Genomic DNA, 21,401 nt, shown 5'->3' on the forward strand with positions numbered 1-21,401 from the left:
CGTCGTCCGCGCAGCGGGCGGAAATGCCTTGCGGGCGGACGGGTGGTCGGGCAGCGTGCGCCGCATGGGTCATCTGGAGGTGGCGCACGTCGAGCACGTGCTGCCGGACGGGCGCACGCTGCTCGACGACGTCTCGTTCCGCGTCCCCGAGGGGAGCGCCACCGCGCTGGTGGGGCCCAACGGCTCCGGGAAGACCACCCTGCTGCGCCTGCTGTCGGACGACCTCGTGCCGCAGGCCGGGTCGGTCACGATGACGGGCGGGCTCGGCGTCATGCGGCAGTTCGTCGGCTCCGTGCGGGACGAGTCGACGGTGCGCGACCTGCTCGTCTCCGTCGCGCCGCCCCGGATCCGCGACACGGCCCGCGCGGTCGACGCGGCCGAGCTGGCGATCATGGAGGTCGACGACGAGCCGGCGCAGCTCGCCTACGCGCAGGCGCTCGCCGACTGGGCCGAGGCGCAGGGCTACGAGGCCGAGACGCTGTGGGACGTGTGCACGGTCGCCGCGCTCGGCGTCCCGTACGAGCAGGCGCGGTGGCGCGAGGTGCGCACGCTCTCCGGCGGCGAGCAGAAGCGGCTCGTCCTCGAGGCGCTGCTGCGCGGCCCCGACGAGGTGCTGCTGCTCGACGAGCCGGACAACTACCTCGACGTCCCCGGCAAGCGATGGCTCGAGGACCAGCTCCGTGCCACCCGGAAGACCGTGCTCTTCGTCTCGCACGACCGCGAGCTGCTCGCCCGCGTCGCGGACCGCATCGTCTCCCTCGAGCCCGCGCCGTCCGGCGCCGACGCGTGGGTGCACGGCGGCGGTTTCGCGACGTTCCACGAGGCACGCCGGGAGCGGTTCGCGCGGTTCGAGGAGCTGCGCCGCCGCTGGGACGAGAAGCACGCCCAGCTCACGAGGCTCGTGCGCGAGCTGCGGCAGGCGGCCGCGAACAGCGACGCGATGGCCTCCCGGTACCGGGCGGCCCAGACCCGACTGAGCAAGTTCGAGGAGGCCGGCCCGCCGCCCGAACCCCCGCGCGAGCAGGACATCCGCATGCGCCTGCGCGGCGGCCGCACGGGCGTGCGGGCGCTGACCTGCGAGCGGCTCGGGCTCACCGGCCTGATGCAGCCGTTCGACCTCGAGGTCTTCTACGGCGAGCGCGTCGCCGTCCTCGGGTCGAACGGGTCGGGCAAATCGCACTTCCTGCGGCTGCTCGCCGGCGACGACGTCGCGCACACGGGGGAGTGGCGGCTCGGCGCGCGCGTGGTGCCGGGCGTGTTCGCGCAGACGCACGCCCACCCGGAGCTGTTCGGGCGCACGCTCACCCAGATCTTGTGGGAGGACCATGCCCGCGACCGCGGGGCGGCGATGTCGGTGCTGCGCCGCTACGAGCTGACCGTCGCCGCCGACCGCGCGTTCGACCGGCTGTCGGGCGGGCAGCAGGCGCGGTTCCAGATCCTGCTGCTCGAGCTCGCCGGCTGCACCGCGCTGCTGCTCGACGAGCCCACCGACAACCTCGACCTCGCCAGCGCCGAGGCGCTGCAGGAGGGCCTGGAGGCGTTCGACGGCACCGTCCTCGCGGTGACGCACGACCGCTGGTTCGCGCGGTCGTTCGACCGGTTCCTGGTGTTCGGCGAGGACGGCACCGTGCGCGAGACGCCCGAGCCCGTCTGGGACGAGGGGCGGGTCGTCCGCGCACGGTGACGGTCAGGACCGGCCGTCGAAGAAGGCGTGCAGGTCGTCGGCCAGCAGCCGCGGCTCCTCCATCGCGGGGAAGTGCCCGCCCTCGGCGTGCTCCACCCAGCGGTCGATCGCGCCCCAGCCGTTGAACACCTTGGCCATGAGCGGGTGGGTGTCGAACACGGACCACGCGGAGGGGACCTCCGAGGCGGAGAGCCAGTCGAGGCCGGAGTGCGAGGCCTCGTAGTAGAACTGCGCGCTGGACGCCCCGCTGCGGGTGAACCAGTACAGCGCCACGTTCGTGAGGAGCTGGTCGCGGTCGACGGCCTCGTCCGGCGTGCGGGACGCCGGGTTCGTCCACGTCTGGAACTTCTCGGCCATCCACGCGAGCTGCCCGACGGGGGAGTCCGTCAGGGCGGCGCCGATCGTGTCCGGGCGGTGGTTCTGCATCTCGAAGTAGCCGTGCTCGGCGGCGTCGGCCGCGCGCACCGCGTCGATCTGGGCGATCTCGTCGTCGGTCAGCCCGTCCGGCATCGGGTAGGCCGCGCCCACCATGCCGAGCGACCGGCCGTCGCTGCCGACGTGGGTGCCGATCACGCGCTCCGGGTAGAGCGCGGCGAGCCGGCCGGTGGTGCCGGCGCCGATGTCGGTGCCGTGCACGGCGAACCGCTCGTACCCGAGCCGCGTCATGATCTCGGCGTACGCCTCGGTGGTGCGCGCGACCTCCCAGCCCGTGCCGGACAGGGGCGTCGAGAACCCGAAACCGGGCAGCGAGGGCACGACGACGTGGAACGCGTCGGTGAGCAGCGGGAGCAGCCGCTGGTACTCGACGAACGACCCCGGCCACCCGTGGCACAGCAGCAGCGGGGTGGCGTCCGGGTTCGCGGAACGGGCGTGGACGACGTGGAACGTCTGGCCGTCGACGACGGTCGTGACCTGCTCGTGCGCGTTCAGCGCGGCCTCCTGCGCGCGCCAGTCGAAGCCGTCGCGCCAGTACTCGGCGAGTTCGCGCAGGTACGGCAGGGGGATGCCGCGGCTGAAGTCCGTGCGGTCGTCGCGACCGGGCACGGGCAGGGGCCAGCGGGTGCGCGCCAGCCGGTCGCGCAGGTCGTCGAGGTCCGCCTGCGGGACGTCGACGCGGAAGGGGACGAGGGCGGTGTCTGCGGTGGGGCTCATGACTCGGTTCATGGCTCCACGCTCCCAGCAATAGCGGAAGACCGGCTTCCGCGATCGGTGAGATGCTCCGAAGATGCTCGAGACCTCGGCCCGCCTGCTCCAGCTCCTGTCCCTGCTGCAGCTGCGGCGCGACTGGACCAGCGGCGACCTCGCCGAGCGGCTCGAGGTGAGCACCCGCACCGTGCGCACCGACGTCGGCAGGCTGCGCTCGCTCGGCTACCCGGTCGAGGCCCGCCCCGGCGTCGCCGGCGGCTACCGGCTCGCCGCCGGGTCGGCGATGCCGCCGCTGGTGCTGGACGACGACGAGGCGGTCGCGGTCGCGATCGGGCTGGCCGCGGCCGCGCACGGGCAGCACGGCGAGGGGGAGACGGCCCTCACCGCGCTCGCGAAGGTCGAGCAGGTCATGCCCGCGCACCTGCGGCGCCGCGTCGAGGCCGTCCGGGAGGCGACGAGCGTCGTGCCGGGCGGGGACCCGGCGCCGGACCTGCAGGTGCTCGGGGGTGTCGCCGCCGCGATCCGTTCCGGTGAGCGGCTCCGGTTCCGCTACGCCTCCCACGACGGCGCCGAGTCCTCCCGGCACACGGAGCCGCACCGCCTGGTGCGCTGGGGGTCGCGCTGGTACCTGCTGGCCTGGGACCTCGACCGGCTGGACTGGCGTGTCTTCCGGGTCGACCGGATCACGCTGCGCCCGCCCACCGGGGCCCGGTTCCGGCCGCGCGTCATCCCCGAGGACGCGGTGCTGCGGCACGTCGTGGCGCGGGTGGGCCGGGCGACCTGGCGCTACCGGGCGCGGATCCTCGTGCACGCCACCGCCGCGCAGGTCGTGGCGAAGGTCGGCTCCCCGCTGGAGGTCGAGGAGGTCGGGCCGTCCACCTGCCGGATCGAGGTGGGCAGCGACGACCCCGACCAGCTCGCCCTGTGGATCACCCGGCTCGACATGGACGTCGAGGTGCTCGAGGGGGAGGAGCTCGCCGCGGCGTTCGGCCGGCTCGCGGACCGGTTCAGGCGGGCGGCGCGGGTGCCGCCGTCGCGGTGACGGCGGCCTCCAGCGAACCCTCGGCCACGCGCACGTGCACGGCATCGCCGGCCGTGACGTCGTGGCTCGCCCGCACCACGTGCCCGTCCGCGCGCTGCACGACGGCGTACCCGCGCTCCAGCGTGGCCTGCGGGGAGAGCGCCCGGACCTGGGCCGCGAGGCGGCCCACCTCTCCGGACGCGCGCAGCAGCGCGGCGTCCAGGCAGTGGCGGGCGTGCCGCACGTGCTGGGCGATCTCGCGCTCGCGGACGTCGACCGTCGTCTGCGGCCGGGCCAGCGCCGGGCGCGACCGCAGGGCGTCCAGCCCGTGCTGCTCGCGCTCGACCCGACCGGCCACCGCGGCGCGCATCCGCCGGCGCGCCTGGTCGAGGCGCAGCCGCTCCTCGGCGACGTCGGGCACGACCTGCTTCGCGGCGTCGGTCGGCGTGGACGCGCGGTGGTCCGCGACGAGGTCGAGCAGCGGGGTGTCCGTCTCGTGCCCGATGGCGCTGACCAGCGGGGTCGTGCACGAGGCCGCCGCCCGCACCAGGGCCTCGTTGCTGAACGGCAGCAGGTCCTCGACGGAGCCGCCGCCGCGCGCCACGACGATCACCTCGACCTCGGGGCGGGCGTCGAGGTCGGCGATCGCGGCGCTCACCTCGCGGACGGCGTCGACGCCCTGCACCGCGACCTCGCGGATCTCGAACCGGACCTGCGGCCAGCGCGCCCGCGCGTTCACGACGACGTCGTGCTCCGCCTTCGACTCGCGCCCGCACACGAGGCCCACCACGGCGGGCAGGAACGGCAGCGGGCGCTTGCGGTCGAGGTCGAACAGGCCCTCCGCGGCGAGCACGCGGCGCAGCTGGTCGATCCGGGCGAGCAGCTCGCCGACGCCCACCTGACGCACCGCCGTCGCGCGCATCGAGAGGCGGCCCGTCTTGACCCAGAACTCGGGCCTCGCCTGCACCACCACGTGGTCGCCCACCTCGGGCTTGTGGTGGAGGCCCTCGTAGATCCGCGACAGCAGGTGCACCGGCAGGGAGGCCTCGGCGTCGGTGTCCCGCAGGGTGACGAACTGCATGCCGGCCCGGGGGCGGTAGGTGTGCTCCACGACCTGGCCCTCGACCCAGACCGACGACATCCTCGCGACGTAGTCCCGGATCTTCGCGGACAGCAGCCGCACCGGCCACGGGCGGTCCGCGGTCGTGTCGCGGGCGAGCTCGGGCAGGGGCTGCGGCTGGGGGGCTTGCGGCTGGGACTGGTCCGACACGGCGTCCAGCATGCCCCACGCCCCCGACGGAGCCTCGTCACCGGTTGTCCACAGTCCGTACCTAGACTGTTGCCCGTGACTGTGACCAGCCCGGCCCCCGCCACCCCGACGTCCACCAAGCGCGTGCTCCTGGCCGCGCCGCGCGGCTACTGCGCGGGGGTGGACCGCGCGGTGGTCGCGGTCGAGAAGGCGCTCGAGACGTACGGCGCGCCCGTGTACGTGCGCAAGGAGATCGTGCACAACAAGCACGTCGTCGAGACGCTGCGCGACCGCGGCGCGATCTTCGTCAACGAGACCGACGAGGTGCCCGAGGGCGCCCGCCTGGTGTTCTCCGCGCACGGCGTCTCCCCGGCGGTGCGCGCGTCCGCCGTGGCCCGCCGCCTCGACACCATCGACGCCACCTGCCCCCTGGTGACCAAGGTGCACAAGGAGGCCGTCCGGTTCGCCCAGGACGACTACGACATCCTGCTCATCGGCCACACCGGGCACGAGGAGGTCGAGGGCACCGCCGGCGAGGCTCCCGACCACGTGCAGGTCGTCAACTCCCCGGACGAGGTCGACCAGGTGCAGGTCCGCGACCCGGAGAAGGTCGTGTGGATCTCGCAGACCACCCTGTCGGTGGACGAGACCATGGAGACCGTCCGCCGCCTGCGCGACCGGTTCCCCGAGATGCAGGACCCGCCCAGCGACGACATCTGCTACGCCACGCAGAACCGCCAGGTCGCGGTGAAGAAGCTGGCCCCGGAGTGCGACGTCGTCATCGTCGTGGGCTCCGCGAACTCGTCGAACTCGGTGCGGCTCGTCGAGGTGGCGCTGCAGGCCGGCGCCCGGACGTCGTACCGCGTGGACCGCGCGACCGAGATCGAGGACGCCTGGCTCGACGGCGCGACGACGGTGGGCGTCACGTCCGGCGCGTCGGTGCCGGAGATCCTCGTGCAGGACGTCATCGCGCACCTGGACAGCCACGGCTTCGGCGAGGTCGAGGAGGTGCGCACCGCCACCGAGGACCTGATGTTCTCGCTGCCGCGCGAGCTGGCGCGGGGCCTCAAGGCCGCCGGCCAGCAGGAGAAGCGGCCCCGCCGCGGCGCGCGCACCGCGCTGCCCGTCGAGCCGGCCTGACGCCGCCGACTCAGCCCGCGGCCGACTCGCCCTTCTCGTCCGCCTCGGTCGCGCGCTCGAGACCGTCCTGGTCGGCGTCCACGAGGGAGTCGACGGACGAGCGGTCGCCCGGCGCGGTGAGGTCCGCCAGCTCGACGAACGACCCGTCGGTCCCGGCCAGGAGCTCGGGCTTGGTGATCTCGCGGGTAGCGCCGTCGACCACCTTGAGCGCCTCGAGCCCCACGGTCGCGTCCACCACCTTGAGCTCGACCATCTTGCGCGCTGACGGCACCACCCGGGTCTCGAGCGTGGCGATGAACTTGTTGTAGTCGTTCGTCACCGTGGTGATCGACCGGCCCAGCTTGGTGACCTTCTCGGTCATGCCGACGAGGCGGCCGTACAGCTCCTTGCCGACCTGCAGCACCTTCTGCGCGTCCTCGGCGATCGCCTCCTGCTGCCACGCGTACGCGACGGTCCGCAGCATCGCGACGAGCGTCATCGGCGTGGCGACGAGCACCCGCTTGCGGATGGCCGTCTCGAGCAGGTCCGGCTGGTGCTCGACGGCCGCCGCCAGGATGGGCTCGGCCGGGACGAACAGCACCACGAACTCGGGGGCGGCGTCGAACTGCGCCCAGTAGGCCTTGCCCGCGAGCACGTCCACGTGCTTGGCGAGGTCCTTGGCATGGGCGCCGAGCTCCTTGTCGCCCTCGGCGGAGCTCTCGGCCTGCTGCGCCCGCAGGTACGCGCTGAGCGGCACCTTCGCGTCGACGACGATGTTCTTGCCGCCCGCCAGGCTGACGACCAGGTCGGGGATCAAGGTCTCGCCCTCGGCCGTCGTGCGGTGCACCTGGGCCTCGAAGTCGACGTGGTCCACCATCCCGGCGGCCTCGACCACGCGCTTGAGCTGGAGCTCGCCCCACACGCCGCGCGTCTGGTTGGAGCGCAGGGCCGAGACCAGGTCGCTCGTGCCCACGCGCAGTTGCGAGTTGACCGTCTCGAGCTGGCGCAGCTGCTCCGTGAGGGCCGTGTGCCCCTGGAGGCGCGCCTGCTCGGCGGTGTCCACGCGCGCGTTCACCTTGTCGAGGGTCTTGCTCATCGGGTCGAGCAGCGCGCGGATCGCCTGCTCCCGCTGCGCGAGCGTCTCGTCGTTCTTCTGCGTGCTGCGCCGCAGCCGCTCGTCCGCGAGGTCGAGGAACTGCTTCTGGTTCGCGGTGAGGACGTCGTTGGCCAGCGCGCGGAACCGCTGCGCCGCGGCCTCCTGGTCGCCCTTGGCCTCGGCGAGCTGCTCCTCGAGGTTCTCGCGCACCTGGGCGAGCAGCCGGTCGGCCTGCTCGCGGGCCTCCGTCGCGCGCCGGTCCGCCTCCTCGCGGGCCTGCGCGCGCTGCTCGGCCAGACGCCGCTCGCTCTCCTGCGTCGCCTGAGCGAGGCGGCTGCGCAGCTCCGCGGCGTCGCGGCGCAGCACCTCGAGCTCGCCGTGCTCCTGGACCCGCTGCAGCTCGTCCGACCGGCCCGCCTTCGCGGCGCGGGTCGCGTGCCACAGCCAGCCCACCAGCACTCCCACGCCCAGGGCGCCGAGGATGAGGATCACTGCGAGGCTCGTCGTCATGCGGCACACGGTGTCATGGGGCACCGACACGTCCCAGCCCCCACGCGGCGCCCCGCGCACTACGGTTGACCCGTGAGCGACCAGACCGGGCCGCCGCCCGCCGCCCCCGCCCCCGTCCCTCCGCCCGACGTCTCCGCCGCCCTGAGCCTGCGCGGCCTGTGGAAGAGGTTCGGCCAGAAGATCGCCGTCGCCGGCGTCGACCTCGACGTGCCGACCGGCTCGTTCTTCGGCCTCGTCGGCCCCAACGGCGCGGGCAAGACGACGTCCCTGTCGATGGCGACCGGCCTGCTGCGGCCGGACTTCGGCACGGTGCACGTGCACGGCACGGACCTGTGGGCGCTGCCCGAGCGGGCCAAGGCCGAGCTCGGCGTGCTGCCGGACGGCGTCCGCCTGTTCGACCGGCTCACCGGCGCACAGCTGCTCACCTACGCGGGCCTCCTGCGCGGGCTGGACCGTGACACCGTCTCGGAGCGCACCGAGGACCTGCTGCAGGCGATGGACCTGGTCGGAGACCGCGACACGTTCGTCGTCGACTACTCCGCCGGCATGACGAAGAAGATCGGCCTGGCGTCGGCGATGATCCATGCGCCGCGCGTGCTCGTGCTGGACGAGCCCTTCGAGGCGGTCGACCCCGTCAGCGCCGCGAACATCCGCGACATCCTGCACGGGTACGTGGCCGACGGCGGCACGGTCGTGGTGTCGAGCCACGTCATGGACCTGGTGCAGCGGATGTGCTCGCACGTGGCGGTCATCGCCGGCGGGCACGTGCTCGCCGCCGGCACCGTCGCCGAGGTGCGCGGGGAGCAGAGCCTCGAGGACCGCTTCGTGGACCTCGTCGGCGGGCGTCGGGAGTCGGAGGGACTGGCGTGGTTGCGCAGCTCGTCCGCCTCAAGCTGACCCTCCTGGCCAACACGTTCCGCCGGAGCGTGTGGCAGACGATCGGCCTGGTGGTCGGGTCCCTGTACGGGCTCGGCGTGCTGGTCCTGGTGGTGGCCGCCGCCGTGGCGGGCGGCACCGCGGACCCGGTCGTGACCGGCCACGTGCTCACCCTGGCGGGCGCGCTGGTGGTCCTCGCGTGGTGGGTGGTGCCCGTCTTCGCGTTCGGCGTCGACGCGACCCTGGACCCGCGGCGCTTCGTCACCTTCGCCATCCCGCGGCGCACGTTGCTGGCCGGACTCGCTCTGGCGGGGCTCGTCTCCATCCCGGCGGCCGTCACGACGCTCGGCGCGCTGGGCGTCTCCTTCGCCTGGTGGCGGCAGCCGGCCGCGCTCGTCGCCGCGCTGGTCGGCGGCGTCCTCGCCACCGCGCTGTGCGTCGTGGGCTCCCGGGCGGCGACGACGGCCCTCGCGCCGCTGCTCGACTCGCGGCGGTACCGCGAGGTGCTGGCGATCGTCGCCGTCGTGCCGCTCCTGCTCATCGGGCCCGCGGTCGGCTGGCTGGCGGACGGCGTCGAGGTGACCGTCGACGGGGCCGGCTCCGACGCGCTGGGGGCGGCGATCGCGCCGCTGGCCGGCGTCGTGGGCTGGACGCCGCTGGGGGCGCCGTGGGCGCTGGCCTCGGCGGTCCACGACGGCGCGTGGGCCCTCCTCGCGGCCCGGGTCGCGATCTGCCTGGGCACGCTCGCCCTCGCCGGAGTGGTGTGGGACCGCGCGCTCGCCCGCGAGCTCGTGACGCCGCGCGGCGGAGGCACGTCGGCCACGGCGGCGAAGGGCCTCGGCTGGTTCGGCCGGCTGCCCGCCACGCCGCTGGGGGCGGTCGCCGCGCGGACCGCGACCTACTGGGTGCGCGACCCCCGGTACGCGGCGTCGATCGCGATGGTGCCGCTGCTGCCGCTGGTGCTGCTCGCCGTGGGGACGACGAACGGCGCGGGCGGCGTGGTCCTGCTCCTCATGGCGCCCCTGGCGGCGTGGCTGCTCGGGTTCGGCATCTCGAACGACGTCGGCTACGACAACACGGCGTTCGCGCTGCACGTCGCGACCGGCGTCCGGGGCCGGGTCGACCGGTGGGGTCGCGTGCTGCCCGTGCTGGTGGCGGGGCTGCCCCTGTGCGTCGCGTTCGCCGTGGTCGGGTGCGCCGTCGCGGGCCGCTGGGACGCGCTGCCCGCCATGCTCGGCCTCACGGCCGGCACGCTGGGCGCGTCGCTCGGGATCTCGAGCGCGGTGTCCGCGCGGCTCGTCTACCCCGTGCCGAAACCGGGGGAGAGCCCGTTCAAGTCCCCGCAGGGCGCCACGATGGCGACCATGCTCGCCCAGATGGCGACGATGGGGATCATCCTCGCGGTGAGCGTGCCCACGCTCGCGCTCGCCCTGCCCGCGATCCTGCTGCCGCAGGCCGCGCTCGGCTGGGCGGCGCTCGGCGTCGGCCTCGTCACCGGCGTGCTCGTGCTCCTGCTGGGAGTGCGCTGGGGCGCCCGGACGTACGACCGCCGCCTGCCCGAGCTGCTGCAGCAGGTGATGGCCTTCGGGTGACGTCCCGACGGGCTCCCTCGGGGCTTCGTGACGGGGCGGTCATGGGGAGCCCAAGGGACCCTTTGCGACAATGGGACGCGTGACCTCCGAGAACCTCGAGCACCTGCCCCTGCCTGACGGCTGGACGACGTCGGCCCCCGACCTGGCCGACCTGCCCCGCCTCGGCGAGCTGCGCGGGGCCGTCGCCGCCCCGTTCACGGGCTCGTCGGTCGTGAACCAGGACGCGCTCGCCGCGGAGGTCGCGGGCCCGGTGTCGTGGACGCGCCGCCAGGTCGTGGCGCGCGACCCCGAGGGCGTGGTCCAGGGCTGGGCGTGGGCGCACGACCGTGCCGCGGGGCGCGTCGTCGTGGGGGTCGACGTCGACCGTGCGACCTCCGCGGCCGACGAGCTGGCGGCCGCGGGCTACGCCTGGGCGGCCCGGCAGGGGCGGGAGCTCGCGGCACAGCGCGGGGTGGGCCGCACCCAGCTCGACGCCGGCGCGTTCGCGGGCGACACGACCCAGCAGGCCTGGCTCGCCGCGGCCGGGTACGCCAAGGCCCGCTCGTGGCTGCAGATGTCCCGGCCCGTCGTGGCGGAGGAGGCGCACCGGGGCGTGCTGCCGGACCCGCGCCCGGGCGTGACCGTGCGGCGGGTCGCGACGCACGACGACGGGATGCCCGTCGCCGAGGAGCTGCAGACCGTGCACCGGGTGCTCGAGAGCGCGTTCGAGGACCACTTCAACTCCTACCGGGAGAGCTTCGGCGAGTTCCTGGTGCGGCTGCGCTCGGACCCGGGGCACCGGTGGGACCACTGGTGGCTGGCGTTCGTCTCCGACCCGCAGCAGCCCGACGCGGCCCCCGAGCCGATGGGCGCCCTCGTGGGCGCCGTCCTGCCCTCCGGCGCGTCGGGCAAGGAGGGCAGCTACATCGAGTACCTGGGCGCCGACCGCCGGGCCCGCGGCCGCGGGGTCGCGACGGCGCTGCTGTTCGCCGTCGTGCGCGACGCGGCGGCGCGGGGCCGCGACCGCGTGGGGCTCGAGGTCGACGCCGACAGCCCCACCGGCGCCGCGTCGTTGTACGAGAGCTGGGGCTGGCGCACGTCCTACGTCACGGAGTCCTGGCACCAGGACGTCGACGTCTGAGTGTCGGTGCCCGGTCCTACGGTCGTCGCATGACCAGCGCTGAGGCACGGTTCGGGTCGGACGACGAGCTGCGGGGCGCCCGCTTCGTCGAGGCCGACATGACGGGCTCGACGTTCCGCCTCGTGCAGCTCGACGGCGCACGGTTCGACCAGAGCTTCATGCCGGGGGCAGTGATGCGCGGCGTCGACCTCACGGACGCCGACCTCGACGGCGAGATCACCGGCCTGCGCGTCAACGGCGTCGACGTCGCGCCGCTGGTCGAGGCGGAGCTGAACCGGCGGTACCCGGGGCGCGAGCAGGCCCGGTCCGCGGACCTCGCCGAGCAGCGGGCGTCGCTGGACGCGGCGCTGCGCGCCTGGGACGCGCACCTCGCGCGGGCGGCGGCGCTGGCGCCCGGCGCGGTGGACGAGCAGGTCGACGGCGAGTGGTCGACGGCGCAGACGCTGCGCCATCTCGTGTTCGCCATGGACGGCTGGATCCGCTACGGGCTGCGGGGGAACGACGACCCGTTCTGGTACGCCGGGCTGCCGTTCACGGAGTACGAGCCCGAGGTGGCGGCGCTGGGCGTCGACCTGGCGGCGACGCCGCCGCTGGAGGAGACCCTCGCGGCGCACGCCGACCGGATCGCCCAGGTGCACGCCGTCTACGACGAGCTCGCCGGCCGCGACGTCACGGTCGACGCCCCGCGCCTCCCGCCGTGGGCGCCCGAGGGCCTCACGCGCGCGGTGCACCAGAGCCTCGGCGTCGTCGCCCGGGAGCACTGGGCGCACCTGCAGTTCGTCGAGCGCGACCTCACGACGCTGGAGCAGCGCGCTAGGGCGGCCCGCTGACCCCCGCCACGTAGACTCTCCCGACGTGGCACTCACCATCGGCATCGTCGGCCTGCCCAACGTCGGCAAGTCCACGCTCTTCAACGCCCTGACCCGCAACCAGGTGCTCGCGGCGAACTACCCGTTCGCGACGATCGAGCCCAACGTCGGCGTGGTCCCGCTCCCGGACCCGCGGCTGGACAAGCTCGCGGAGATCTTCGGCAGCGAGCGGATCCTGCCCGCGACGGTGTCGTTCGTCGACATCGCGGGCATCGTCAAGGGCGCCTCGGAGGGCGAGGGGCTGGGCAACAAGTTCCTCGCGAACATCCGCGAGGCGGACGCGATCTGCCAGGTCACGCGGGTGTTCGACGACGGCGACGTCGTCCGTGTCGAGGGCTCGGTGGACGCCGAGGGCGACATCGAGACCATCTCCACCGAGCTGATCCTCGCCGACCTCCAGACGCTGGAGAAGGCGCTGCCGCGGATGGAGAAGGAGGTCAAGATCAAGCGGGGCGACGCCGCGCTGTTCGCGGCCGCCACCACCGCGCAGAAGATCCTCGAGTCCGGGACCACGCTCTTCCAGGGCGCGAAGGCCGAGGGGCTCGACCTCGCCGACGTCGCGTCGCTGCAGCTGCTTACGGCCAAGCCGTTCATCTACGTGTTCAACACCGACGAGGCCGGCCTCGTCGACACGGGGATGCAGCAGCGCCTGCGCGACCTCGTCGCCCCCGCGGACGCCGTCTTCCTCGACGCGAAGTTCGAGTCCGAGCTCGTCGAGCTCGAGCCGGAGGACGCCAAGGAGATGCTCGCCGACTCGGGCCAGGAGGAGGCCGGCCTCGACCAGCTCGCCCGCGTCGGCTTCCACACGCTCGGCCTGCAGACCTACCTCACGGCCGGTCCCAAGGAGTCCCGCGCCTGGACGATCCGCAAGGGCTGGACCGCCCCGCAGGCCGCCGGCGTCATCCACACCGACTTCGAGCGCGGCTTCATCAAGGCGGAGGTCATCTCGTTCGACGACCTCGTCGAGGCCGGCTCCGTGCAGGCCGCCCGCTCCGCCGGCAAGGCGCGCGTCGAGGGCAAGGACTACGTCATGCAGGACGGCGACGTCGTGGAGTTCCGCTTCAACGTCTGACGTCCCGTCCCGATGCCACGGCTCACCCGCGAGGGTGAGCCGTCTGCCCCCTGCGGAGGATCCCGGGGGCGCGCTGAGCCGGTCAGCCTGGAGGCATGGACACCACGACCGACACGCGCCCCCTCGACCGGACCCTCCCGTTCTCCCGCCCCCGCCGGATCGCCGGTGGTGTCGGGGCGCTCGCCCTGGCGGGGCTGGGCGTCGCGCACACGGTCACGAACGCCGTCGGCTTCGCCGCCGACCCGGAGGCCTCCTGGCCGCTCTTCCTGATCGTCGGGGCGGGGCTCAGCCTCGCGCTGTGGGCGATCGCTGCCGTCGCGTGGCGGTACTCGCGTCGTGGGGCCGGGCGGGGCGCGCGCGTCGTCGTCCTCGTCGCCGGAGTCCTCTGCGGCGCTCTGGCCGTCAACGTGCTGCGGGTGCACCCCGAGGTCGTGCTCTCTCCCGCCGGCCCCGGTCCGTGGTCCCTCGCCGCCGGTCCGGCGCTCCTGGTCGCGGCGGCGCTGCCGCGGCGACGGCGGTCGTGAGCGCGCTCAGACGACCCGACGGACCTCCTGAGGCCAGCCGCAGGCTGCGGCGACCCGGCCGCCCCACGCCTTCGCGTCGTCGTCGTCCGCGACGTCGATGATCGTCAGACCGCCGATGCGCTGCTCCGCCGGGGCGAACGGCCCGGCGGTGACCACCGGCGTGCCGCTGGTCGCGTCGGCGGTGAAGGCCGCGGCGTCGTCCTCGTCCACGCCGGCGGCGAACACGAGGACGCCCGCGTCCCTCATGTCGTCCACGACGGCGTTGGCGAGCGGCCCGCGCTCGGCGAACCACGCGGGGTCGTGGTCGCCCACCCACTGCTGGTTGAAGTAGATGAGGTAGTGACTCATCGTCGCTCGTCCCGTCGCGGTCGTCGGACACCTGGGCAGGACGCTACTCCGACCGCCGCCGTCCGGCGACGGCTCCCGTGCCCCGCTCGTCGTGCGACGCCGGTGGGAGCTGCGGGTAGTCCGCGACCGGGTAGACGCCGATGGCGAACCCGTGCACGACGTCGCCGCGGCGGGGGAGGGCGTCGAACTCCTCCACGAGCGCCGCCATGCGCTGCCAGAACTCCTGCTTCTGCGCCTCGTCGATCCGCGCGTGCCGCAGGAAGCCCCACAGCTCTCCCTCGAGGTACGCGGGCCGGGACTCGCGGGCTGCGACCTCGAAGTCGTTGAAGTCCACCGGCCTCGCGCCGTCGGCCCTGTCGCCCGATCCCTCGAGCGCGACGTAGAACAGCCGGGCGGTCCGGCCGTAGAAGGCCTCCTCGACGGCGCGGACCCGGCGCGTCCTGACCACCCGCAGCAGCCCGGCGTCGGCGAGGACCTTCACGTGGTGGGCGACCGTGCTCTTCGGGCGCCCCACCGCGCCGGCGAGCTCGGTGACGCTCGCCGCGCGCTCGTGGAGCAGGCCGAGGATCGTGGTGCGGAGCGGGTTGCCGAGAGCCCGGACCTGGTCGGGGCTGGTCAGGGCGATCCGGTCGTCGAGCTCGTAGTCGGGGGTCTTGCCGTCCATGGTCGACGACACTAACGTTCTGGAACGTTCGATGTTTTTGGATCGTACTGCGGATCCTCGAGGAGGGGCCATGGCCGAGATCGTCCTGTTCCACCATTCCCAGGGGCTGACGCCGGGGATCCGGGCGTTCGCCGACGAGCTCGCCGCGGCGGGGCACGTCGTGCACGTGCCGGACCTGTTCGACGGCCGGACCTTCGACGACGTCGAGACGGGCGTCGCCCACGCCCAAGAGCTCGGGTTCGACACGGTGATGGCCCGGGGTGTCGCCGCCGCGGAGGGCCTCCCCGCGGAGCTCGTCTACGCGGGGTTCTCGATGGGGGTCATGCCGGCGCAGCGGCTCGCCCAGACGCGGCCGGGCGCCGTCGGCGCGCTCTTCGTCGACGCGTGCCTCCCGGTCGAGGAGTTCGGCACCTGGCCGGACGGTCTGCCCGTCCAGATCCACGGCGGCGTGGACGACGACTGGTTCGCGGAGGACCTCGAGTCCGCCCGCGCGCTCGCGGGCTCCGTGCCGACGGCCGAGCTCTTCCTCTACTCGGGCACGGCGCACCTGTTCGCCGACCGGTCGCTGCGGGGGCACGACCCCGCGGCGGCCGCGCTCATGGGTGAGCGCGCCCTGGCGTTCCTCGGCAGCGTGGCCGGTAGTTGAGGCCTGCGAAGTCGTCGACACCGGGTCGAGCAGGTCGGGCATCGTGGGCTCCCTCGCGTCGTCTCGTCCGCCGTCGTGCCCGAGTGAGGCAGTGCGCCGGCCGGAAATCACCGATCGTGTGAATCCCGATTCACACGGTGTCGACGGGTGCGCGGAGTGAATACTGGGAGGCATGACCCTGTACGACGACGTCGGGGGCTTCGACGTCCTGCTGGCGGTGTGCCGCCGCTGGAACGCGCTCTGCCTCGCCGACCCGGTGGCGGCGCACCCGTTCTCGCACGGCACGCTGCACCCGCAGCACGACGAGCGCCTCGCCGCGTACCTGGCCGAGGCGCTCGGCGGACCGCGCCTGTACACCGGCGGCTACGGGGACGAGTCGACGGTGCAGCGCATGCACGCGGGCAACGGGGAGCACGCGGAGCTCGACGAGGCGTGCGTCGGACTGTTCCGCCGGGCGCTGGACGACGTCGGCGTCGCGGCGCCCGTGGCCGCGAGGCTGGGCGAGTTCTTCGAGCGGCAGACGGTCGCGATGCGCGTCTACGGCCGCAGCCGCGACGACGTGCCCGCGAGGCTGCCCCTGCCGCGGGCGTGACGGCGCTCGGGAGCGGTGGGCCTACCATCGCCGGGTGCCGACCATCACGCTGACCACCGAGATCCCGGCGTCCCCGCAGGCGTGCTTCGCGGCGAGCCTGTCCGTGGACGCGCACACGGCGTCGATGCGCCGCTCGGGGGAGCGGGCGGTGGCGGGCGTGACGTCGGGCGTCATGGGGCCCGGCGACACGGTGACGTGGCGGGCGCGTCACTTCGGCATCCCGTTCCGCATGACGTCGCGCATCAGCGCCCACGACGCCCCGCACTGGTTCGTCGACGAGCAGGTGGCCGGGCCGTTCCGCCGCTGGTGGCACGAGCACCGGTTCGAGGCGACGCCCGGCGGCACCCGGATGACGGACACGGTGGAGTTCGCCGCCCCGGCCGGGCCGCTGGGGCGGCTGGTGGAGCGGCTGGTGCTCACCCGGTACATGACGCGCCTGCTGCGCACCCGCAACGCGTGGCTCGCGTCGGCGCTGGCGCCGCGCGCCTGACCGGGGCCGACGGAGGACGTGCGGCACACCACACGCGCTCGACCAGGTGATGCCCAGCCGGGCTGCTTACCCTGGGCGCGATGTTGCTCCAGGCTCCTGATGCGCCCGCGCGCGCCCTCGACAGCTCGCGCGTCGCCACCCGAGCCGGGCACTCCCGGCAGCCGGAGGACCCGCTCGGCCGGCTGACCTCGGCGCCCGCCCTCCTCGTGGGGCTGGTGGTAATGACGCTCCTGGCGGCCGGCCCGTTCCGGGGCGTCGACGAGGACGCGCACGGGTACTGGGCCAGGTTGTTGACGCCGGGGCTGCAGCCCTTCATCCAGCACGTGCTCGACCCGATCGCCGGGCAGGCGGTCTGCCTGCCGGTCCTGCTGGCCGTCGCGGCCACCCTCTCGTGGCGGCACCGCACGTGGCGCCCGTTGTGGTGCGCGGCCATGGCCGAGCTGGCGTTCTACGGAGGTGTGGGGTTGCTCAAGGTGGTCCTCGCGCGGCCGGCGCCCACGACGGACGACGCCGACCTGTTCGACGGCGGGCTGCGCCACCTCGGCTGGGCCGGCATCAGCTTCCCGTCGGGCCACGCGGCCGAGGCGGTGCTGATCTACGGCACGGCCGTCTACCTCGTCGGGCGCTGGACGAACGCGTCGTCGCGCACGATGACGACCCTGCGCCTCGGCGTCGGCCTGGTCGCGCTCAACGCGGTCGCGGTGTCCTACTACCTCGGCTGGCACTGGATCAGCGACCTGGTGGGCGGGCTGCTCGTCGGCGGCCTGCTCCTGCGCCTGCTGGTCGAGGCGGACCGGCGCGGCTGGTGGCTGCGACCCCGGCGCGCGGTCGTCGCCCGGCACCTCTGAGCGCCTGCCGGACCGGCCCCCCGACGCCGTCTCCGTGCGTCGGACGGGCTTGCGCGGCCTCCGCAGGCCTGGGAACGTCGGCGGATGAGCCGACCCGCACCCGTGCCCCCGACGCGGGGCCGTCATCTCGCCTCGTTCGTCGGCGGACTCCTCGTGGCCAACAGCGCGCCGCACCTGGCGTCGGCCGCGACGGGACGGGAGCACCTCACCCCGCTGGCGGGACGCGGATCGTCGCCGCTGGTCAACCTCGTGTGGGGCGCGGCCAACCTGGCCGGCGGCCTGGCGCTCGTGCGTGCGGCGACCGGCCCGGGCCGGCGCTGGGACCGGCGGCTCGTGGCGTTCGAGCTGGGTGCCGTGACGTTCGCCGCCTGGATGGCCGCGAGCGAGGGGTTGGCGCCGATGAACTCGGTGCCGCGCGGCGATCAGACCACGACCGCGGTGCCGGCCAGCGCCAGGTAGATCCCGCCGGACGCGCGGCCCAGCCTGCGCCGGGCGCGCTCCGACCCGCGCAGCCGCCACGACATCCGGTCGGCGAGCAGGACGTACGAGGAGTCCACCAGGGCGGTGAGACCGACGAAGAGGCCGCCGAGGAGCGCCAGCTGCGGCGCGACGGCCCCGCGCGCCGGGTCGGCGAACTGCGGGAGGAAGGCCAGGAAGAACAGGGCGGTCTTCGGGTTGAGGACGTCGACCAGGACGCCGTCCGCGAAGAGCCGCCAGCGGCGCGGCGACGCCGGCGCGGCGCCCTCGCCGGTGGCGTCGCCCGGGGCCGTGGCCCGGGTCCGGGCCGCGCGCAGCTCGCGGACCCCGAGCCACACCAGGTAGGCGGCGCCGGTCCAGCGCACCACGTCGAACAGCGCCGGCGACCGCGCCAGCAGGGCGGCCAGCCCGGCCGCCGCGGCCATCACGTGCAGGGCGGCACCCGTCTCCAGGCCGGCCATCGAGTACAGGCCGGCGCGGCGTCCGTGGGCGGTGGAGCGCGCGACGACGTACACGACCGACGGGCCGGGGGCGGCCAGCGTCGCGAGGGAGGCGCCGAGGAAGCCGAGCAGCGCGGCGTAGCTCGGCAGCAGCGCCGTCACCGACTCCACCGCCTGCGTCACCTGCATCGCCTGCACGGTCATGGTGGGGAAGGAAGGTGCCGGACTGTTGTCGGTGACATCCTTCGGCGTTCGCGTGGCCCGCGCGGGCGCCCCGGGCGAGGATCGTCTCCATGGCGGGATGGACGGTCGTGCAGGTCACGGACCCGGCGGAGCTGGTCGCGGCGTCGTATTTCTTCGATCGCCCGGTCTCGCCGGAGGGCGCGGCGGACACGCTGCGCCGCCCGGGCCACGTCGTGCTGCTGGCACGCGCGGCCGACGGGAGCGACGTCGGGTTCGTGTCGGGGGTGGAGATGCGCCACCCGGACAAAGACGCGGAGCTCTTCCTGTACGAGCTGGGCGTCGACGCGGCGTGGCGCCGCCAAGGGGTGGCGACGGCGTTGCTCGCGGCGTTGCGGGACGTGGCCCTCGCCCGCGGGTGCCGCGGCATGTGGACCGGCACCGAGGCGGACAACGCCGCGGCGCTCGCCACCTACCGCGCGGCGGGGGCGGACGTCGACGACGGGTCGGTCTTCGTGGTCTGGGACGACCTGGCCGGGGGCAGCTCCACGGGCGCGGGGCGGACCGACGGCGGGAGCGTGGGATGACAGGGCTCGGTGCGACGCTGCGGCGCGCCTGGGGGGAGTTCGTCGGGCCGGAGGCGACGCCGACGAACCACGCGCTGACGGCCGCGACGACGGCCGTCGGGGCGGTGGCGGCCCCGCTGGTCGCCCGGACCCGCGGCGCAGGGCGGGCCCGGGCAGGTGCGGCCTGCCTGCTCGCCGTCGACCTCTGGGGCGGCGCCTACGTCAACAACACGCGGGCCTGTGCGCGGTGGTACGAGCGGCCGGGACAGGGGGCCGCGGCCCACTACGGGTTCGCGGCGCTGCACGTGCACCCGGCGGCGGTGGCGTGGCTCGACGCGAGGGCGGAAGGGCCCCCGCGTCGGGTGCCCCCGGCGGCATGGGCCGTCGCCCAGTACGCCTACCTGATGGCGGCGACGGTCGTCGTCCGCCGCAACCCCGCGCGACGGCGCGCGCTCGGCGTCGCGCTCACCGCCGGTGGCCTGGCGCTGGACGCCGTGCTGGGCCCGTCGCGCGTCGCGCCCTGGTTCGCATGGACGTACTACCCGAAGCTGCTGCTGGGCCACGCGTCGGCCGCCCTGTGGTCGGACGCCGACCTGGCAGGCGCCCGCCCCTGACGCCCGGCGCCGTCCCGATCAGTCCCAGACGCCGCGGCGCCCGGCGACCAGGGCGTCGAGCATCGGCACGTGCGGGCCGAAGAGGGGCTCGGGCAGGGCGTCGAGGGCGAACCAGCCCAGCGCGCGCGTCTCGGCGCCGTCGACCGTGAGCTCCCCGGACAGCGCGCGGGCGACGAACACCGTGACGACCGACTGGACGACGTCGCCGTTCGGGTAGGTGTGGGGCCGGGCGCCGGAGAAGACGCCGAGGAGGGCGTGGGGCTCGACGTCCAGCCCGGTCTCCTCGCGCGTCTCGCGGACGGCGGCCTCCGCGACCGTCTCGCCCAGGTCCAGGGCGCCGCCGGGCAGGCCTCACGGCCCGCCGGGCTCGCCGCGCTGCTGCAGCAGGACGCGCGTGGCGCCGTCCCCGTCGTGCCGCAGGACGGCGCAGCAGGCGGCGGGCAGGAAGACGGGGGCGTGGCCGACCAGGGCGCGCAGACGGTCGACGTAGCCGTCGCGCTCGGTCATGGTCGCCGATGCTAGCGGGCCGGAAGCCCATGCCCGCTCCATGCATCCCTGTGAAAACCGTTGCCCCGCGTGCCCGGGCTCTGGAATGGTGTCCGCCGTGAATGCACCTGCTGCCGACGTCGACGTCGCGCGCCTCCTCGCCGCCTACGACGACCAGCTGAGGACCGACGCCGAGACACCGAGCGCCGTCGCCGTGACCCGCCTCGGACCGTTGCGCCTCGTCACGTTCACGGGCGGGCGCGGCTTCGTCACCTACCGCGATCTCGGCGGCGCCGACGCGGCGACGATCCGGGGGTTCGTCGCCGCGGCCCTCGCGCACTTCCGCGACGACGCGACGGTCACGAACGCCGAGTGGAAGACCCGTGGTCACGACGTCGCCCCCGGCCTGCACGAGGCCCTGGTCGACCACGGCTTCCTGCCCCAGGAGCCGGAGTCGATCATGATCGGCGACGCGCGGCTCCTCGTCGCGGACGTCCCGCTGCCGGCCGGCGTCACCCTGCGCCGCGTCACCGCGGAGGCGGACGTGCGCGCCATGTCCGCGATGGCGGACGAGGTCTTCGGGGACGACCCGGCCACGTCGGGGCACGCCGACCAGATCCTCCGGCGCCAGGAGCGCGACCCCGAGATGGAGCTGTGGGTCGCGGAGGCGGAGGGGCAGGTGGTCAGCGCCGGCCGGCTCGAGCCCGTGCCCGGCACCGAGTTCGCCGGGCTCTGGGGCGGATCGACCCGCCCCGAGTGGCGGGGGCGCGGCATCTACCGCGCCCTGACCGCGGCGCGCGCCCGGTCCGCCGTCGAGCACGGCAAGACGTACCTGCACAGCGATTCGACCGAGTTCTCCCGCCCCATCCTGGAGCGCTCCGGCCTGGTCAAGGTCTCCACCACCACGCCGTACGAGTGGCGTCGCTGAGGGAGACTTCGTGGGCCTCGAGGACGACCCGTTCGAGCACCGGGTCACCAAGGACGGCAAGGTGCTCGTGAGCCGCGGCGGCCGCCCGGTCGTCACGGTCGCGGGGGCGCGCGCCGCCCGCCTGGCCGCGTTGCTCGGCCGCGACCCCGAGACCGACCAGGAGCTGCTGGCCCGCGCGACGGGCGACTACCGGCGCGGCAACGAGAAGCGGGGCCACCGCCCGTGAGCGCGCCCCGCGGGGCGC

Annotated in this window: 26 protein-coding genes; 18 read left to right on the top strand and 8 right to left on the bottom strand. The window is 74.7% G+C overall.

Annotation, left to right across the window (positions count from 1 at the left end):
* Positions 1–64: 64 nt before the first annotated feature.
* Positions 65–1,684, top strand: coding sequence for an ABC-F family ATP-binding cassette domain-containing protein (locus ACH443_RS03475; RefSeq protein ID WP_430589489.1), 1,620 nt, complete (start codon positions 65–67; stop codon positions 1,682–1,684).
* Positions 1,685–1,687: 3 nt separating this feature from the next.
* Here the strand turns inward: ACH443_RS03475 and ACH443_RS03480 are convergent, their stop codons facing one another.
* Positions 1,688–2,836: an epoxide hydrolase family protein gene (locus tag ACH443_RS03480; RefSeq protein WP_429762565.1), complete on the bottom strand. Its 1,149-nt coding sequence runs from the start codon at positions 2,834–2,836 to the stop codon at positions 1,688–1,690.
* A gap of 73 nt (positions 2,837–2,909) precedes the next feature.
* Between ACH443_RS03480 and ACH443_RS03485 the strand changes: the two genes are divergently transcribed.
* Positions 2,910–3,872 (top strand): helix-turn-helix transcriptional regulator, encoded by a 963-nt coding sequence (locus ACH443_RS03485; protein ID WP_430557079.1) that lies wholly within the window; start codon positions 2,910–2,912, stop codon positions 3,870–3,872.
* Here ACH443_RS03485 and xseA read toward each other — a convergent pair.
* The gene (gene xseA, locus ACH443_RS03490; protein ID WP_430589490.1) at positions 3,838–5,133 is read right to left on the bottom strand and encodes an exodeoxyribonuclease VII large subunit; all 1,296 of its coding nucleotides are present in this window, start codon (positions 5,131–5,133) and stop codon (positions 3,838–3,840) included. The two genes, ACH443_RS03485 and xseA, sit on opposite strands and share 35 nt — an antisense overlap.
* A 63-nt stretch (positions 5,134–5,196) precedes the next feature.
* Here xseA and ACH443_RS03495 point away from each other — a divergent pair, with 63 nt between their 5' ends.
* Positions 5,197–6,240 (top strand): 4-hydroxy-3-methylbut-2-enyl diphosphate reductase, encoded by a 1,044-nt coding sequence (locus ACH443_RS03495; protein ID WP_429762561.1) that lies wholly within the window; start codon positions 5,197–5,199, stop codon positions 6,238–6,240.
* 10 nt (positions 6,241–6,250) lie between these two features.
* Here the strand turns inward: ACH443_RS03495 and rmuC are convergent, their stop codons facing one another.
* Complete coding sequence (gene rmuC, locus ACH443_RS03500; protein WP_429762560.1) at positions 6,251–7,825, bottom strand: DNA recombination protein RmuC; 1,575 nt, start codon at positions 7,823–7,825, stop codon at positions 6,251–6,253.
* A 72-nt stretch (positions 7,826–7,897) separates the two neighbouring features.
* On the opposite strand from rmuC, the gene ACH443_RS03505 reads away from it, so the two are divergent.
* From ACH443_RS03505 to ACH443_RS03530, 6 genes are all read left to right on the top strand, one after another.
* The gene (locus ACH443_RS03505; RefSeq protein WP_430589491.1) at positions 7,898–8,722 is read left to right on the top strand and encodes an ABC transporter ATP-binding protein; all 825 of its coding nucleotides are present in this window, start codon (positions 7,898–7,900) and stop codon (positions 8,720–8,722) included.
* Positions 8,692–10,293, top strand: coding sequence for a hypothetical protein (locus ACH443_RS03510; RefSeq protein ID WP_430589492.1), 1,602 nt, complete (start codon positions 8,692–8,694; stop codon positions 10,291–10,293). The genes ACH443_RS03505 and ACH443_RS03510 overlap by 31 nt, the downstream gene beginning before the upstream one ends.
* A 79-nt stretch (positions 10,294–10,372) precedes the next feature.
* Positions 10,373–11,413 carry a GNAT family N-acetyltransferase gene (locus ACH443_RS03515; protein WP_429762557.1) on the top strand — a complete coding sequence of 347 codons (1,041 nt, stop codon included), beginning with the start codon at positions 10,373–10,375 and terminating at the stop codon, positions 11,411–11,413.
* A gap of 29 nt (positions 11,414–11,442) precedes the next feature.
* Complete coding sequence (locus ACH443_RS03520) at positions 11,443–12,243, top strand: DinB family protein (RefSeq protein ID WP_430589493.1); 801 nt, start codon at positions 11,443–11,445, stop codon at positions 12,241–12,243.
* 25 nt (positions 12,244–12,268) lie between these two features.
* Positions 12,269–13,354, top strand: coding sequence for a redox-regulated ATPase YchF (gene ychF, locus ACH443_RS03525; protein ID WP_430589494.1), 1,086 nt, complete (start codon positions 12,269–12,271; stop codon positions 13,352–13,354).
* Between the two features lie 95 nt (positions 13,355–13,449).
* A complete protein-coding gene (locus ACH443_RS03530) occupies positions 13,450–13,878 on the top strand; it encodes a hypothetical protein (RefSeq protein ID WP_430589495.1) in 429 nt (142 codons plus the stop codon).
* Between the two features lie 6 nt (positions 13,879–13,884).
* Here the strand turns inward: ACH443_RS03530 and ACH443_RS03535 are convergent, their stop codons facing one another.
* Together ACH443_RS03535 and ACH443_RS03540 are read right to left on the bottom strand one after the other, a co-directional pair.
* Entirely contained in the window at positions 13,885–14,226 is a 342-nt protein-coding gene (locus ACH443_RS03535) for a YciI family protein (protein ID WP_429762553.1), read from the bottom strand.
* A 43-nt stretch (positions 14,227–14,269) separates the two neighbouring features.
* Entirely contained in the window at positions 14,270–14,890 is a 621-nt protein-coding gene (locus tag ACH443_RS03540) for an ArsR/SmtB family transcription factor (protein ID WP_430589496.1), read from the bottom strand.
* Between the two features lie 70 nt (positions 14,891–14,960).
* Between ACH443_RS03540 and ACH443_RS03545 the strand changes: the two genes are divergently transcribed.
* The 5 genes from ACH443_RS03545 to ACH443_RS03565 all read left to right on the top strand — a co-directional run bounded on the left by ACH443_RS03545 (position 14,961) and on the right by ACH443_RS03565 (position 17,925).
* Positions 14,961–15,536 carry a dienelactone hydrolase family protein gene (locus ACH443_RS03545; RefSeq protein WP_430589497.1) on the top strand — a complete coding sequence of 192 codons (576 nt, stop codon included), beginning with the start codon at positions 14,961–14,963 and terminating at the stop codon, positions 15,534–15,536.
* 172 nt (positions 15,537–15,708) lie between these two features.
* On the top strand, positions 15,709–16,128 hold the full coding sequence (locus ACH443_RS03550) for an oxidoreductase (protein WP_429762550.1): 420 nt from the start codon (positions 15,709–15,711) through the stop codon (positions 16,126–16,128).
* Between the two features lie 34 nt (positions 16,129–16,162).
* Positions 16,163–16,618, top strand: a complete 456-nt coding sequence (locus tag ACH443_RS03555; protein ID WP_429762549.1) for an SRPBCC family protein — start codon at positions 16,163–16,165, stop codon at positions 16,616–16,618.
* An 80-nt stretch (positions 16,619–16,698) separates the two neighbouring features.
* A complete protein-coding gene (locus ACH443_RS03560; protein WP_430589498.1) occupies positions 16,699–17,466 on the top strand; it encodes a phosphatase PAP2 family protein in 768 nt (255 codons plus the stop codon).
* 84 nt (positions 17,467–17,550) lie between these two features.
* Positions 17,551–17,925: a hypothetical protein gene (locus tag ACH443_RS03565; RefSeq protein ID WP_430557088.1), complete on the top strand. Its 375-nt coding sequence runs from the start codon at positions 17,551–17,553 to the stop codon at positions 17,923–17,925.
* On the opposite strand, the gene ACH443_RS03570 is transcribed toward ACH443_RS03565, so the two are convergent.
* Positions 17,889–18,587 (bottom strand): LysE family translocator, encoded by a 699-nt coding sequence (locus tag ACH443_RS03570; RefSeq protein WP_430589499.1) that lies wholly within the window; start codon positions 18,585–18,587, stop codon positions 17,889–17,891. The two genes, ACH443_RS03565 and ACH443_RS03570, sit on opposite strands and share 37 nt — an antisense overlap.
* A gap of 89 nt (positions 18,588–18,676) precedes the next feature.
* On the opposite strand from ACH443_RS03570, the gene ACH443_RS03575 reads away from it, so the two are divergent.
* On the top strand, positions 18,677–19,150 hold the full coding sequence (locus ACH443_RS03575; RefSeq protein WP_430589500.1) for a GNAT family N-acetyltransferase: 474 nt from the start codon (positions 18,677–18,679) through the stop codon (positions 19,148–19,150).
* Entirely contained in the window at positions 19,147–19,743 is a 597-nt protein-coding gene (locus tag ACH443_RS03580; RefSeq protein ID WP_430557090.1) for a hypothetical protein, read from the top strand. The genes ACH443_RS03575 and ACH443_RS03580 overlap by 4 nt, the downstream gene beginning before the upstream one ends.
* An 18-nt stretch (positions 19,744–19,761) precedes the next feature.
* Here ACH443_RS03580 and ACH443_RS03585 read toward each other — a convergent pair whose 3' ends face one another.
* A complete protein-coding gene (locus ACH443_RS03585) occupies positions 19,762–20,091 on the bottom strand; it encodes an NUDIX domain-containing protein (RefSeq protein WP_430589719.1) in 330 nt (109 codons plus the stop codon).
* A gap of 3 nt (positions 20,092–20,094) precedes the next feature.
* Positions 20,095–20,250 carry a hypothetical protein gene (locus tag ACH443_RS03590; RefSeq protein ID WP_429762543.1) on the bottom strand — a complete coding sequence of 52 codons (156 nt, stop codon included), beginning with the start codon at positions 20,248–20,250 and terminating at the stop codon, positions 20,095–20,097.
* A gap of 97 nt (positions 20,251–20,347) precedes the next feature.
* On the opposite strand from ACH443_RS03590, the gene ACH443_RS03595 reads away from it, so the two are divergent.
* A complete protein-coding gene (locus ACH443_RS03595) occupies positions 20,348–21,157 on the top strand; it encodes a GNAT family N-acetyltransferase (RefSeq protein ID WP_430589501.1) in 810 nt (269 codons plus the stop codon).
* 10 nt (positions 21,158–21,167) lie between these two features.
* The gene (locus ACH443_RS03600; RefSeq protein WP_429762541.1) at positions 21,168–21,383 is read left to right on the top strand and encodes a hypothetical protein; all 216 of its coding nucleotides are present in this window, start codon (positions 21,168–21,170) and stop codon (positions 21,381–21,383) included.
* Positions 21,384–21,401 lie beyond the last annotated feature (18 nt).

This window comes from Isoptericola sp. NPDC019571 (genome assembly GCF_044389385.1).
Classification (GTDB): Bacteria; Actinomycetota; Actinomycetes; order Actinomycetales; family Cellulomonadaceae; genus Isoptericola; species Isoptericola nanjingensis.

Excerpts from the sequence above, each read along its gene's own strand:
- ACH443_RS03485 (WP_430557079.1), top strand. The coding sequence starts at position 2,910 with ATGCTCGAGACCTCGGCCCGCCTGCTCCAGCTCCTGTCCCTGCTGCAG.
- ACH443_RS03580 (WP_430557090.1), top strand. The coding sequence starts at position 19,147 with ATGACAGGGCTCGGTGCGACGCTGCGGCGCGCCTGGGGGGAGTTCGTC.
- ACH443_RS03535 (WP_429762553.1), bottom strand. The coding sequence starts at position 14,226 with ATGAGTCACTACCTCATCTACTTCAACCAGCAGTGGGTGGGCGACCAC.
- ACH443_RS03540 (WP_430589496.1), bottom strand. The coding sequence starts at position 14,890 with ATGGACGGCAAGACCCCCGACTACGAGCTCGACGACCGGATCGCCCTG.
- ACH443_RS03565 (WP_430557088.1), top strand. The coding sequence starts at position 17,551 with ATGAGCCGACCCGCACCCGTGCCCCCGACGCGGGGCCGTCATCTCGCC.
- rmuC (WP_429762560.1), bottom strand. The coding sequence starts at position 7,825 with ATGACGACGAGCCTCGCAGTGATCCTCATCCTCGGCGCCCTGGGCGTG.
- ACH443_RS03575 (WP_430589500.1), top strand. The coding sequence starts at position 18,677 with ATGGCGGGATGGACGGTCGTGCAGGTCACGGACCCGGCGGAGCTGGTC.
- ACH443_RS03530 (WP_430589495.1), top strand. The coding sequence starts at position 13,450 with ATGGACACCACGACCGACACGCGCCCCCTCGACCGGACCCTCCCGTTC.
- ACH443_RS03480 (WP_429762565.1), bottom strand. The coding sequence starts at position 2,836 with ATGAGCCCCACCGCAGACACCGCCCTCGTCCCCTTCCGCGTCGACGTC.
- ACH443_RS03560 (WP_430589498.1), top strand. The coding sequence starts at position 16,699 with ATGTTGCTCCAGGCTCCTGATGCGCCCGCGCGCGCCCTCGACAGCTCG.
- ACH443_RS03570 (WP_430589499.1), bottom strand. The coding sequence starts at position 18,587 with ATGACCGTGCAGGCGATGCAGGTGACGCAGGCGGTGGAGTCGGTGACG.
- ACH443_RS03590 (WP_429762543.1), bottom strand. The coding sequence starts at position 20,250 with ATGACCGAGCGCGACGGCTACGTCGACCGTCTGCGCGCCCTGGTCGGC.
- xseA (WP_430589490.1), bottom strand. The coding sequence starts at position 5,133 with ATGCTGGACGCCGTGTCGGACCAGTCCCAGCCGCAAGCCCCCCAGCCG.
- ACH443_RS03545 (WP_430589497.1), top strand. The coding sequence starts at position 14,961 with ATGGCCGAGATCGTCCTGTTCCACCATTCCCAGGGGCTGACGCCGGGG.
- ACH443_RS03550 (WP_429762550.1), top strand. The coding sequence starts at position 15,709 with ATGACCCTGTACGACGACGTCGGGGGCTTCGACGTCCTGCTGGCGGTG.
- ACH443_RS03520 (WP_430589493.1), top strand. The coding sequence starts at position 11,443 with ATGACCAGCGCTGAGGCACGGTTCGGGTCGGACGACGAGCTGCGGGGC.
- ACH443_RS03475 (WP_430589489.1), top strand. The coding sequence starts at position 65 with ATGGGTCATCTGGAGGTGGCGCACGTCGAGCACGTGCTGCCGGACGGG.